10 protein-coding genes are annotated in these 11,826 nt (G+C 71.0%); 3 read left to right on the top strand and 7 right to left on the bottom strand.

Annotated elements, in window-relative coordinates:
• The first annotated feature begins 3 nt into the window (after nucleotides 1-3).
• Together ACFXI3_RS01465 and ACFXI3_RS01470 are read left to right on the top strand one after the other, a co-directional pair.
• Entirely contained in the window at nucleotides 4-858 is an 855-nt protein-coding gene (locus ACFXI3_RS01465; protein WP_378397355.1) for an MBL fold metallo-hydrolase, read from the top strand.
• A gap of 56 nt (nucleotides 859-914) precedes the next feature.
• Complete coding sequence (locus tag ACFXI3_RS01470) at nucleotides 915-1,442, top strand: pyridoxamine 5'-phosphate oxidase family protein (protein WP_378397356.1); 528 nt, start codon at nucleotides 915-917, stop codon at nucleotides 1,440-1,442.
• Between the two features lie 521 nt (nucleotides 1,443-1,963).
• Here ACFXI3_RS01470 and ACFXI3_RS01475 read toward each other — a convergent pair.
• The gene (locus ACFXI3_RS01475; protein ID WP_378397357.1) at nucleotides 1,964-2,473 is read right to left on the bottom strand and encodes a MarR family winged helix-turn-helix transcriptional regulator; all 510 of its coding nucleotides are present in this window, start codon (nucleotides 2,471-2,473) and stop codon (nucleotides 1,964-1,966) included.
• A gap of 57 nt (nucleotides 2,474-2,530) precedes the next feature.
• On the opposite strand from ACFXI3_RS01475, the gene ACFXI3_RS01480 reads away from it, so the two are divergent.
• On the top strand, nucleotides 2,531-4,477 hold the full coding sequence (locus ACFXI3_RS01480; protein WP_378397358.1) for a DHA2 family efflux MFS transporter permease subunit: 1,947 nt from the start codon (nucleotides 2,531-2,533) through the stop codon (nucleotides 4,475-4,477).
• On the opposite strand, the gene ACFXI3_RS01485 is transcribed toward ACFXI3_RS01480, so the two are convergent.
• Genes ACFXI3_RS01485 through ACFXI3_RS01510 form a run of 6 tightly spaced genes read right to left on the bottom strand, consistent with a single transcriptional unit; the run spans nucleotide 4,474 to nucleotide 11,815 of the window.
• Complete coding sequence (locus ACFXI3_RS01485; RefSeq protein WP_378397359.1) at nucleotides 4,474-5,298, bottom strand: HpcH/HpaI aldolase/citrate lyase family protein; 825 nt, start codon at nucleotides 5,296-5,298, stop codon at nucleotides 4,474-4,476. The genes ACFXI3_RS01480 and ACFXI3_RS01485 overlap by 4 nt on opposite strands.
• Nucleotides 5,295-6,503 (bottom strand): CaiB/BaiF CoA transferase family protein, encoded by a 1,209-nt coding sequence (locus ACFXI3_RS01490; RefSeq protein ID WP_378397361.1) that lies wholly within the window; start codon nucleotides 6,501-6,503, stop codon nucleotides 5,295-5,297. Before ACFXI3_RS01490 ends, ACFXI3_RS01485 begins: the two co-directional genes overlap by 4 nt.
• The gene (locus tag ACFXI3_RS01495) at nucleotides 6,500-8,443 is read right to left on the bottom strand and encodes an SUMF1/EgtB/PvdO family nonheme iron enzyme (RefSeq protein ID WP_378397362.1); all 1,944 of its coding nucleotides are present in this window, start codon (nucleotides 8,441-8,443) and stop codon (nucleotides 6,500-6,502) included. Before ACFXI3_RS01495 ends, ACFXI3_RS01490 begins: the two co-directional genes overlap by 4 nt.
• Nucleotides 8,443-9,342: a ribokinase gene (locus ACFXI3_RS01500; RefSeq protein ID WP_378397363.1), complete on the bottom strand. Its 900-nt coding sequence runs from the start codon at nucleotides 9,340-9,342 to the stop codon at nucleotides 8,443-8,445. The genes ACFXI3_RS01495 and ACFXI3_RS01500 overlap by 1 nt, the downstream gene beginning before the upstream one ends.
• On the bottom strand, nucleotides 9,339-10,658 hold the full coding sequence (locus ACFXI3_RS01505) for an ADP-ribosylglycohydrolase family protein (protein WP_378397364.1): 1,320 nt from the start codon (nucleotides 10,656-10,658) through the stop codon (nucleotides 9,339-9,341). Before ACFXI3_RS01505 ends, ACFXI3_RS01500 begins: the two co-directional genes overlap by 4 nt.
• Nucleotides 10,655-11,815, bottom strand: coding sequence for an ADP-ribosylglycohydrolase family protein (locus ACFXI3_RS01510; protein ID WP_378397365.1), 1,161 nt, complete (start codon nucleotides 11,813-11,815; stop codon nucleotides 10,655-10,657). The genes ACFXI3_RS01505 and ACFXI3_RS01510 overlap by 4 nt, the downstream gene beginning before the upstream one ends.
• Nucleotides 11,816-11,826: the final 11 nt, after the last annotated feature.

Below are 11,826 nucleotides of genomic sequence, written 5' to 3' on the forward strand. Positions count from 1 at the left end.
CCGATGACCATCACTCTCGGACAGCTGCGGATCGACCCGGTAGCCGAACTGGACCACTGGCCGTTCGCCCCAGCCGACCTGTTCCCGGCGGTCATGCCGGAACACCTGGGGGAGCACCGTGGCGACCTCGACCTGTCGATCACCACGTACCTGGTGCGCACGCCGGACCAGACCGTGCTCCTCGACGCCGGGAACGGCAACGCCAAGGAACGCCCGGTCCTGCTGGCGCACCACCACTTCGACGCGCCGTACCTCGACCGCCTGGCCGCGGCCGGCGTCGTGCCGGAGGACGTCGACGTCGTAGTGGCGACCCACCTGCACCCCGACCACTGCGGCGGCTTCACCACCCTGGTCGACGGTTCCTGGGATCCGACCTTCCCGCGCGCCCGGTACCTGATCCCGAGCGAGGAATACGCCTGGCTCCAGCAGGTCCACGCGTCGGCACCGGACGGCGGCGTCGCGGGCGACCTGGCCAGGACGTTCGAAGACAGCGTGCTGCCGGTCGTCGAGGCAGGCCTGGTCGAGTTGATCGACCTCCCGTACGAGGTGGCGGACGGCATTACCCTGCGCGCTCTGCCCGGCCACACCACCGGCCACCTGATCGCGGAACTCAGCAGCGGCGATCAGCACGCCTTGGTGAGCGGGGATGTGCTGCACCACCCGTTCCAGTTCGCGAACCTGACCCTGGCCCAAGGCGGCGACGCAGACCCCGTAGCCGCCGCGGAATCCCGGCGGACCCTGTGCGAACTGGCCGTCGAACGGGACGCGCTCCTCCTTCCCGCGCACTTCCCGATCGGGCGAATCACCCCGCACGGCGACGGTTTCCGCTACCGCCCGACCTCGACAGGAGGCGCCTGACCCGTCGTCTTCTGGGTGCAGTGTCGATTCGGCGGCACCCCGTTCGACGTATGGGTATGACTGACTACGAACCGACCACCACCCGCAACCTCGACCGCTACGGAAACGCCCCGCTGCCGTGGGACCGTGCCCGCGACGTCCTCGCAGCCGACACCCCGACCGCCGACCTGACGTTCTTCGTGGCGACCGTCCGCCCAGACGGACGCCCGCACTCGGCGGGCGTAGGCGCAGTCTGGGTGGACGACGCCCTGTACTTCGTCGGTGGACCGGACACGCGCCGCTCCCGCAACCTCGCGGCCAACCCGGCATGCAGCATCTCGGTCCGGCTGCGCGGCCTGGACCTGGTGCTGGAGGGCGATGCGCACCGAGTCACGGACGTCGACACCGTGGCGCACCTGGCCGAGGTCTACCGCTCCGGCGGCTGGCCAGCGGAAGCGGCTGGGGACGCCTTGACGGCACCGTTCAGCGCACCGAGCGCGGGCCCGCCGCCGTGGCACCTGTACCGCCTCACCCTGCGACGTGCGGTGGGAGTCGCGTCGGAGGAACCGCACGGGGCGACGTGCTGGGAGTTCGCCAGGGATTGATCGCGGTGGCCTGGTTTTGGCGCGGGGTGGCCGTGGCGGGACTTGCGTGCTGGGAGTCTGCCGGGGATTGGCTGCGGTAGACCGGCTCGGTGCGTGGTGGCTGTGACGGGATTGGCTGCTGGGAGTCGGCTGGAGTTTGAGTGCGGCGGCCAGGTTTGGTCCGGCGCGCAGTGGCGGCCCAAACCTGCTGGGAGTCGGCCGGGGGTTGAGCGCGGTGGTCCGGTTCTGCGATGGGCGGCGGTGGCGGAACTATTGTCGGGAGCTCGCCCACGGTGAGTGCGGCCTGCCGCAGGATCCGCCACGGCGGAATCGCCTGCCACCGCGCGGGGGAGGTCGCCGGACAGCGCGGGTTGCCGGGGTAGTTGTGCGCGGCTGTCGAGCCCGTCCTCGGAATTGCCACAACGGGCTGTGGCACCGTCTGCTGGATAATCCTGAGCCGCGGCGCGATCGTCCAGCCTGGCGCGGGATCGGTCTCGACAGGCGTTCGGCCGCCCCAGCAGCGCTCCGAAAACACCAGAACCTCAAGCCCGCCCGTCCGGCCCCTCCCACTCCAGCAGCAGCTCCCGCAGGTCGGCGTTCATCCGGTCCTGTTCCGCATGCGACAAAACCCCCAGCAGCCGCGCCTCGGTTTGCGTCTTCATTCCGAATACCTCAAGCGCCCGGGCCAGCCCTTCCTCGGTCAGGCTCACCAGGATCTGCCGGCGGTCGTCCGGGTCGATGTCGCGGCGGACCCAGCCTTTGCGTTCCAGTCCGGCCACCCGTTTGGTCACTCCGCCGGACGTCAGGCGCATGCTGTCCAGCAGTTGCCCGGCCGACAGGCGGTACGGAGGACCGGCCCGCTTGAGCGCGCCCAGCAGCTCGACTTCCCACAAACCCACCCCGAAAGCGTCGAACTCCCGGCGCAGTTCCGTTTCCAGCAGCCGAGCCGCGCGCAGCAAACGGAAGCTCAGCGCCTTGCTGACCCGGTCTTCCTCGCGCACGCCGGTGATCTGCGCCATGACTCCGTCGACGTGGTCCCGCTCCGCTGGCATGGGCGAGTATTCTAACACCAGTAATTATCTTACCGGTCTCGAATCTCAGGACGGTCTGTGCACGCTTCCGCTACCCCCGAGCCCGATCCGCAGCGCTGGCGCGCCTTGTGGGTGTGCCTCATCGCCGGGTTCATGACGCTGCTCGACGTCAGCATCGTCAACGTCGCCCTGCCCTCGATGGAGCACGGGATCGGCGCGACGCCCGCGGACGTCTCGTGGGTCGTCTCCGGGTACGCGCTCACGTTCGGTCTCGCGCTGGTGCCGTCGGGGAGGCTCGGCGACGACTACGGACGCCGCCGGATGTTTCTGCTCGGGTTGGCGTTGTTCGTCGCGACCAGCGTGTTGTGCGGTGCGGCGCCGAACGCGACCTGGCTCGTCGTGGCCCGGCTGGGGCAGGGCGTCGCGGGCGGGCTGCTGAATCCGCAGATCATCGGGCTGATGCAGCAGCTCTTCTCCGGCCGCGAGCGGGGCAAGGCGTTCGGCGCGTTCGGGGCGACGGTCGGGCTGTCCACCGCGATCGGGCCGGTGCTGGGCGGGTTGCTGATCCAGGGCATCGGCGTCGACCAAGGGTGGCGCTGGGTGTTTTACGTCAACCTGCCGATCGGGATTCTCGCGATCCTGTTCGGGCTGCGGTTGCTGCCGAAGGACGCGCGCAGCGGCCGGAAGCGGACGCCGGACCTGGTGGGCAGTGTGCTGCTCGGCGTGGCGGTCGTGCTGGTGATGCTGCCGTTGATCGAGGAAGAGGAACAGGCGACGTCGCCGCGCTGGTGGCTGATGGGCGTCGCGGCCGGGCTGCTCGTGCTGTTCGTGCTGTGGGAACGCTGGCTCGGCAACCGCGGCAAGCAGCCGCTGGTGAACCTCAAGCTGCTGACCGTGCGCAGCTACTCCATGGGTTCCGCGCTCGGCATGGTCTATTTCGCCGGATTCACCGGGATTTTCCTTGTCCTGACACTGTTTTTCCAGCAAGGCCTCGGCTACACGGCGCTGCAGGCCGGCGCGGCGATGCTCGCGTTCGCGATCGGCTCGGCGATCTCGCCGACCATCGGCGGGCGGCTCGTGCACCGGTTCGGCAGGCCGATGGTCGTCCTCGGCACGCTGCTCGTGGCGATCGGGCTCGCCGCCACCGCGTGGCTCGTGCGCGACTACTCCGGCGCGAACACCGCGTTCGTGCTGGCCGCGCCGTTGTTCGTCGGCGGGTTCGGCAGCGGGCTGGTGATTTCGCCGAACTCGACGCTCGCCCTGGAAGAAGTCCCGCCCGCGGAAGGCGGCACCGCGGCCGGAGTGCTGCAGACCGGGCAGCGGATCGGCTCGGCGGTCGGCACGGCCCTCGGCGGGTCGCTGTTCTTCGGTGAGCTCGGCCGTTCGCACGGGGACTACCACTCCGCGACCGCGCTCGGGCTGATCGGCTCGACCGCGCTGGTCGTGCTCGCGCTGCTGTTCGGGGTCGTCGACGTGCTGCTGTCGCGGACCCGGAAAAGCCGCAGCACCACGCAAAGCAAGCCTGCGGCGATTTCCGGCGCGGTGAGCGGTCTCGCTCCCGACGAAACCGCCGCAGTGTCCCTGACGTCCCTGGAAACCCATGAAGTTCGCCGCACCACCACCGGCGCGGACAGCAGCTTCGCCCTGGACGCCCCGGCGGGCACGTATCTGCTGCTGGTCCAAGCGGGCGGCCGCGAGCCGGTGGCCCGGCACGTGCGGGTGGGCGCCGAGCCGGTGCGCGAGGACGTCGAGCTGGCGCGGTCGGTCCGGCTCACCGGCACCGTGCACGCGATCCGGGGCCCGTTCCCGGGCGCGCAGGTCGCGGTGCTGGACGCCGAGGGCCAAGTCCAGCGGGTGACCGTCACGGACGAGGCGGGGCACTACACCGTCGACGATCTGTTCCCCGGCGAGTACACCGTCGTCGTGACCGGATATCAGCCGGTCGCGGGTCCGGTGCAGCTGACGGAGGAAGGCCCGGTTCGCTTCGATCCGTTGCTGCGCTTGGTTTCCGCGGACAGGGCTTAATCGGAGACGAGCGCCAGCACCGCCAACGCCTGGTCCCGCATCGCGACGTCCAGGAACGTCCCGTCGGCAAGAGCGATCGCGCCCACTCCGGCCTCCGTAGCACCGTCCATTCGGGACAGCACCTCCCGCGCCCGGGCGATTTCCTCCGCGGTCGGCAGAAAAGCCGCGCGGATCGTCGGCAGCTGCACCGGATGAATCGCCGTCCGGCCCCGGAACCCGAGTGCTCGCCCGACCCGGCAGCTTTCCGCGAGCCCGTCGAGATCCCGGACATTCGCGTACACCGACATCGCCGGCGGCGGCAGGCGCGCGGCGCGGGCGGCGTTCACGATCCGGCTGCGCGCCCAGGTGAGCCCGGCTTCGTCGGCGAGCCGCAGGTCGGACCGCAGATCCGCCTCGCCAAGCCCGAGCGACGCCGTTAGCGGGGAAGCGAGCGCGATCTCCAGCGCCCGTTCCACCCCGAGCGCCGATTCGATCAGCGGGTGCAATTCCCGGCCCGGCAACGCATCGGCGTGCGACCGGACGTCGACCGAACTCTCGACCTTCGGCAACCGCGCGCCCACCCACGCCGGAAGCGCGGCGACCGCGGCCGCGTCCGCCTCGTGCCACGGCGTGTCCGGATGGTTGATCCGCACCTGCACCGGACGGGACGCGGGCACCTCCGCCAACAGCCGTATCGCGTTGTCCCGCGCGGCGTCCTTCTGCGCGGGCGCGACGGCGTCCTCTAGATCGACCAGCACGACGTCGGCGTCCGAGGCGAGCGCCTTGGCGACGCGGTCGGGCCGGTCCGCTGGGACGTAGAGCAGGGTCAGCGCGGGCGTCATACCGCTCCCTCCGCACGAAGCTCAGCGATCCGCGCCGGAGTGAAGCCCAGCGAGCCGAGCACGTCGTCGGTGTCCGCGCCGTGCGGTCGTCCGGTGAAGCCGATGACGCCGTCGTTGTCCGACAACCGAAAGAGCGGTCCCTGCATCAACGTCGTGCCCAGTTCGGGGTCCTCGATCTCGTGAATCGTGCCCAGCGCGCGGAACTGCGGGTCGGCCACGATGTCGGCCCCGTCGTAGATCGGCGCGACCGCGGCCTGCGCTTCCTCGAACGCGGCCACGACCTCGTCCCGCGTGTGCCGGGCGATCCATCCGCCGACGGCCTCGTCCAGTTCGTCCGCGTGGGCCGCCCGGTCCGCGCCAGTCGCGAACCACGGTTCGGCGGCCAGTTCCGGACGGCCGACCAGCCGCACCACGCGTTCCGCGATCGACTGCGCCGACGTCGACACCGCCACCCACTGCCCGTCGCACGTGCGGTAGGTGTTGCGCGGCGCGTTGTTCGTGGACCGGTTGCCGGTGCGCGGCTGGACCGTGCCGAGCTGGTCCCAGCGCGTGATCTGCGGTCCGAGCATGGCGAGAATCGGCTCGATGATCGCGACGTCCACCACCTGGCCGCGTCCGCCGGCGGTCCGCCCGGCGAGCGCGACCATGATCGCGTACGCGGTGGCCAGCGACGCGACCCCGTCGGCGAGCCCGAACGGCGGCAGCGTCGGCGGCCCGTCCGGTTCGCCGGTCGCGGCCGCGAAGCCGCTCATCGCCTCGGCGAGCGTGCCGAAGCCGGGCCGCGAGCGGTACGGGCCGAGCTGGCCGAACCCGGTCACCCGCGCCAGGACCAGCCCAGGATTGCGCGCGGACAGCTCCTCGTAACCGAGGCCCCAGCGTTCGAGCGTGCCCGGGCGGAAGTTCTCGATCACCACGTCCGCGGTCTCGGCGAGCGCCAGGAACACCTCGCGCCCGCCGTCGCTGCTGAGGTTCGCGGTGACGGTGCGTTTGTTGCGCCCCAACGTCTTCCACCACAGGTTGACGTCGCCCTTGGCCACCCCGTGCGTGCGCGACGGGTCAGGCCGCGACGGGTGCTCGACCTTGATCACCTCGGCGCCCATGTCGCCCAGATGCATCGCGGCCATCGGCCCGGCGAACAACGTCGACGCGTCCACCACCCGCAGCCCGGCCAGCGCCCCAGCGGACGCTTCCCTCGCCACAGTCATCGCGTCACATCCCACGCGCACCGGAACCCGACAGTCGCGCCGCGCGCCAGCCCGAGCCCGGGCAACAGCAGCTTCACGCTGTAGTCCGGCTCGTGCCGGCCTCCCTCGACGTACCATTCCGAACCCTCGGCGCGGTAATCGCTGCCGCCCTTGAGCATCACGAACCGGGTCCTCCCGTCGGAGTGTTCGCTTTCGGTCCAGTTCCACACCGCGGGCGTGCCGCGCCGCAGCCCGCCGGTCTCCCCGGCGAGCTGCCATTCGTCCTCGGTCGGCAACCGGCCGCCGCGCCACGCGCAGTACGCACGGGCGTCGTCGAGGTCCACAAAGGTCACCGGCTCGTCCTCGACCAGGCCATCGGCCCAATGCGCGAGGAACCGACGGGGCTCGACCGGCTGATATCCAGCAGCGGCAAGGAATTCCGCGAACTGGCCGTTCGTCACCTCGGCAGCGGCGACCGCGACCGGCGATGCCAGCGAACCGTCTCGCTGCAGCGTCCGGGCGTCGTGCAGTCGTGGCGGCAACGGCTTCCACTCGTCGACATACGGCGCGCCCTGGTACATCCCGGTCTCGCGCCCGCGGTAGCGCACCGTCAGCACGTACGGTCCGGCAGGCACCACGACCGCGTCGCTTTCCGGCTGACCGTGCGACGGTTCCGGCTGCCGGCGCACGGCGAGCCGGTGCGGGAAACGAGCGTCCGGATCGTGGGGGAGAGTCGCCACCCGGGACAGCCACGACGGCTCCGCCGCACCCTCGGCGACCCGCAGCAGCGCCGAGATCCCGTGCGCGGGTACCCGCCCGTCGGCGAAAAGATCGATCACCGGCCCGTCAACGACCGGACCGACATAATCCACGGAGCCGCGGTTGACGACCGTCCACAGTGTCCAGTCACCCAGTTCCCAGCGCGACGCGTAAACCCCAGCCGCCTCGGCTTCCGGCGCGAGCGGAGCCAACGGCGTCCACTCGCCCTCGCGCAGCAGGTCACCGGCCGCCCGTTGCACCGTCACCATCCGCCGCACCGTCGCGGCGTCGCGCTGCGACCAGCCGACCCACACGCCGAACACGACTTCCCACACCATCACGCCGACGCCGTTCAGCCACGCCGACTGCAGTTCCTCGGTGTGGTCGCGGTGCCATCGCCGCACGTGGTGCTGCATGTGCCGGCGCTCGTACCAGTGGGAACGCAGCACGCCCGGCACCGGCGAATCGGCGAAAAACTGCGCCCACGAAGCTGAATGGTCCTCGATCCGCTCGACCGGCAGCTTCGACTCGCCCTCCAGCACGACCCCGGGCCGCGCGCGTTCGAGCTGCTCGACCAGCGCCGGATCGGCCTTCTTCAACGTGTCCAGGAAGACGCCGTCCGCACCGAAATCCGCCAGCACCGCGGACAATTCCGCGGCGTCGTCCTCGCCCCGGCGCGTGCCGACGTCCCACGGGTTGTAGTCCACGAACACCCGCACGCCCGCCGAATGGAACGTCTCGACCAGCTCGCGGAGGCCGGGCACATCGCGGTAGAAATCCCACTGGTTGCGGTCGTCGAGGCCGATCACCGGATACGCGTGCCACAGCACGACCGCGTCGAGGCCGCCGAATCGCTGGTGCGCGTCGGCGAGGAACCGCTCCGGCGTGAACCGGTGCTCCTCGAACGAATACAGCAATTCGTCCCACAGCCAGACCTGCGCGACCGTGTGGCATCCGGCGGCCCACGCGGCTTCCGGCCGGTCGTAGGCGCGGCCGTGATAGCCGTGCCGTTCGTGCGCGTCGGCGCGCCATTGCCGCAGCCGCGCCCGCCACTCCGGACGGTCGGCGGGATCCGCCGGGCCGACGAAGATCTTGGCCTCGTCCAGCGCGACGAGCTGCTCAGCCGACAGCGGAGCGTCGAGCGGGATCTCGGTCGGCCGGTCGATCGGGCGCGGGACGAGCGGGTCGAACACGTACGTCATCAGGCGTTTCCTCCGGTCGCGAACTCAGCGAACTCGGCGACCTCCACAGCGGTCGGCACGGCGGACTGCGCGCCGGGACGGGTGACAGCGAGCGCGGCGGCGGCCCCGGCGCGTTCGGCGGCTTCGCGGAGCGGACGACCCGCGGCGAGCGCCGCCGCGAGCACGCCGCAGAACGTGTCCCCGGCTCCGGTTGTGTCCACAGGGGACACTCGGAAACCAGGAAGGTGCTCGATTTCCCGCTCAGCGACTACGCAACCGGCCGCCCCGAGCGTGATCACCACAGCGGGTGCGCGTCGCTGCAGGATCCGAGCCAGCTCTTCGGGAGTGCCGGACGTCCCGGCCAGGTCCGCGGCTTCATGCTCATTGACGATCAGCACGTCAAGATCAAGATCAGGCAGCGGCCGGGACGGCGCGGCGTTGAGCACCATCCGCGCGCCAGTCCGCCGGGCCGCCGCGGCAGCCGTTACGGCCTCCAGCGGAACTTCCAGCTGAGCGAGCACGACGTCCGCGGCGGCGATCCGCTCCAGCTGTGTCTGCCCCAGCTGGAGCCGCGAGTTGGCCCCAGGCGCGACCACAATGGAGTTCTCGCCGTCCGGCGACACCATGATGAACGCGGTCCCGGTCGCACTGTCCACTCGCGACACAAGGTCTGTCCGCACCCCGGCATTGGTCAACGACGCCAACAGAAATTCGGCACCGTCGTCGTCCCCGAACGCCCCGAGGAACGTCGTCTCCGCCCCGCCGGCGAGCGATGCGGCAACGGCCTGATTGGCCCCCTTGCCACCGGGACTGCGCCGTACGTCCCCGCCGAGAACGGTCTCGCCCCCGTGAGGTTGCCGCGGTACGTCGACCACCAGATCGACATTCGCCGACCCGACGACAGCAACTCGCCCGGTCATCGCGCCACCCCGGCCGTCCGCGCGGCGAGGTCGGTGATGCGCTGCTCGCCGCCCGGCAACGACGTCGCGATCCGGTTGTCCAGCGGCTTAGTCCACTGCTCGCCGATCCCGTCCACCCCCAGCAGCGCACCGGCAACCCCGCCGACCGTCGCGGCCGCGGAATCCGTGTCCCAGCCGGCCGTGACTGCGAGCGAGATGCTCTGCCCGAAGTCACCATCGCCGCGAGTCAGCGCGTACGCGATCACCGCCGCGTTGTTGAGCACGTGCACCCAATGCAGGTCGCCGTATCGGGCATGCAACCGGTCCAGACCGTCGTCGTAAGCAGCGGCTTCCCGCCCGAACCGCACCGCCGAGGCAATACGACTCGAAGGCGGCAGAACAGTTTCCGCAGCGTCGAGGACACTGTGGACGGAGTCGCACACCATCGCCGCCGACGCCAGCGCAGCCGCCCACATCGCACCGTAAATGCCGTTGCGAGTATGGCTGAGCCGCGCGTCGATCCATGCCAGCCGTGCGGCGCCGCGGACGTCACCGGGGGAGACCCAGCCGAAGACGTCGGTGCGGATCAACGCGCCGATCCACTCGCGGAACGGGTTGAGATGCGTCGCGGTTTCCGGCACCGGCCGCGCGTCCAGCAGATTCCGGTACGCGGCGCGCTCGGCGGTGAACACCCGCCCGGCGGGCAGCTGCTCCAGCCACAGCTGCGCGACGTCGTCGGTGGTGAACTCGCGGCCGTGCCGTTCCAGCAGCGTCAGCGCGAGGATCGGGTAGTTGAGGTCGTCGTCCTCCGGCATCCCGGAGATGTTCTCCTCCAGGGACGTCGGCCGCGAACGCCGGTTCCACGGCCACCGCGCCGCGACGTCCTCGGGCAGCCCGACCTCGGTGAACCACCGGTCGAGCGGCCAGCGTCCGGTCGCGCGCAGGATCTCCTCGATGCCCTCGCGCGGGATCTTCTCGACCGGCTTCCCGAGCAGGCATCCCGCCGCCCGCCCGGTCCACGCGCCGAGCGTGCGGTCCGCGGCGGGCCGGGGGAGGACCGGCGCGGCCGGAAGCAGCGCGGCGATCGCGTCCCAGTCGTCCGGCTCGTGCGGCGCGGCCGGACCGGGGAGCGCGGCCAGTTCCTCCAGCAGCGTCCGGGCCAGCGCCCGCAACGCTGGGGGCGCCGGCCGCGGTCCTGCCCCGCTCACGGCGGGTACCGGATCGCCGCCGGCGGCGATCCAGCGCTCCCGCACCGAGGCGACGTCCTTGCCCTCCACTGCGGACTGGACGAACTCGTGCGCGAGCAGGTCTTCGGGTTGAGCCCAGGTCAGCCTCATGCGGCGGCCAGCGCGTCGAGAGCGGCGAGCCGCGCCTGGGTCCGCGCCCGGTCGGCCTTCACGATGTCCGTCGCGGCGGACGCGAGCAGCAGCCCGGTCTCGCGCAGATCCATCTTGCTGGCCTCGCCGATCGGATCGATCCACTCGTCCGGCACGGAAGCCGCCCCGCCCAAACCCGCGCAGAGCGCGCCCGCCATCGACGCGATCGAGTCCGCGTCCCGGCCGTAGTTCACCGAACCCAGCACCGCACCTCGGTAATCGCCCTGATGTCCCAGCACAAACCCCAGCGCGGCAGGCAATTCCTCGATCGCCTTGGTCCGCGACGGCCGCCGTGCGTCCATCGACATCTGCCGGTACTCCGGCCCGACCGAATCGAACGGCGCGACGACCTCGCGGATCTTCCGCGCGAGCGCCCGTTCTTCGTCGTCGGTCTTGGGCGCGGCATTCCACCCCTCGAAGGCTTCGACCACAGCCTGCAGCGCCGCCAAAGTCCCGTCGTGGGACACCGCGAGCGCGGCCTGCACGATGTCGTCCAGCCCAGCGCCGGGCGTGACCGACGCGGCGACCATCGCGGCCAGCACCCCGGCGGCTTCGCGGCCGTAGCTGGACTGATGCGGCGCGGTCAGATCGATCGCCTCCGCGTACGCCGCCTGCGGATCGCCCGGGTTCACGACGCCGACCGGTGCGATGTACATCGCCGCACCGCAGTTCACGATGTTGCCGACGCCCGCCTCGCGCGGGTCCACATGCCCGTAGTGCAGCTTCGCGACGATCCACTTCTCGGCGAGGAACACCCGCTGCAGCAACAACGCCGTCGACTCCAGCTCCGGCACCCAGCGCGGCTCGCCGATCATCAGCGGCACCAGGTCCTCGGCCATCGAGTACGCGTCGAGATGCGCCCGGCGCTTCGCGTACACCTCCACGATCGCGCGGGTCATCAAGGTGTCGTCGGTGATGTGCCCGTCGCCCTTGTGGTACGGCGCGATCGGGCGCGCGTCCCGCCAGTTCGGGTACCAGGGGCCGACGATGCCGGTCACCCGGCCGCCGTGGCGCTCCTCGATCTGCTCGGGCGTCCACCCTTCGGTCGCGCCGCCGAGCGCGTCCCCCACTGCCGCGCCGGTGATTACTGCCACCGCGCGGTCCTCCAGCCAGGTCACCGGCTTGCGTC

Origin of the sequence: Amycolatopsis sp. NPDC059235 (assembly GCF_042754125.1) — a bacterium.
GTDB lineage: Bacteria > Actinomycetota > Actinomycetes > Mycobacteriales > Pseudonocardiaceae > Amycolatopsis > Amycolatopsis albidoflava.

Bases quoted from the DNA above. Each gene is read 5' to 3' on its own strand.
- ACFXI3_RS01470 (WP_378397356.1), top strand. From the start codon at position 915: ATGACTGACTACGAACCGACCACCACCCGCAACCTCGACCGCTACGGA.
- ACFXI3_RS01485 (WP_378397359.1), bottom strand. From the start codon at position 5,298: ATGACGCCCGCGCTGACCCTGCTCTACGTCCCAGCGGACCGGCCCGAC.
- ACFXI3_RS01495 (WP_378397362.1), bottom strand. From the start codon at position 8,443: ATGACGTACGTGTTCGACCCGCTCGTCCCGCGCCCGATCGACCGGCCG.
- ACFXI3_RS01505 (WP_378397364.1), bottom strand. From the start codon at position 10,658: ATGAGGCTGACCTGGGCTCAACCCGAAGACCTGCTCGCGCACGAGTTC.
- ACFXI3_RS01490 (WP_378397361.1), bottom strand. From the start codon at position 6,503: ATGACTGTGGCGAGGGAAGCGTCCGCTGGGGCGCTGGCCGGGCTGCGG.
- ACFXI3_RS01500 (WP_378397363.1), bottom strand. From the start codon at position 9,342: ATGACCGGGCGAGTTGCTGTCGTCGGGTCGGCGAATGTCGATCTGGTG.
- ACFXI3_RS01465 (WP_378397355.1), top strand. From the start codon at position 4: ATGACCATCACTCTCGGACAGCTGCGGATCGACCCGGTAGCCGAACTG.
- ACFXI3_RS01475 (WP_378397357.1), bottom strand. From the start codon at position 2,473: ATGCCAGCGGAGCGGGACCACGTCGACGGAGTCATGGCGCAGATCACC.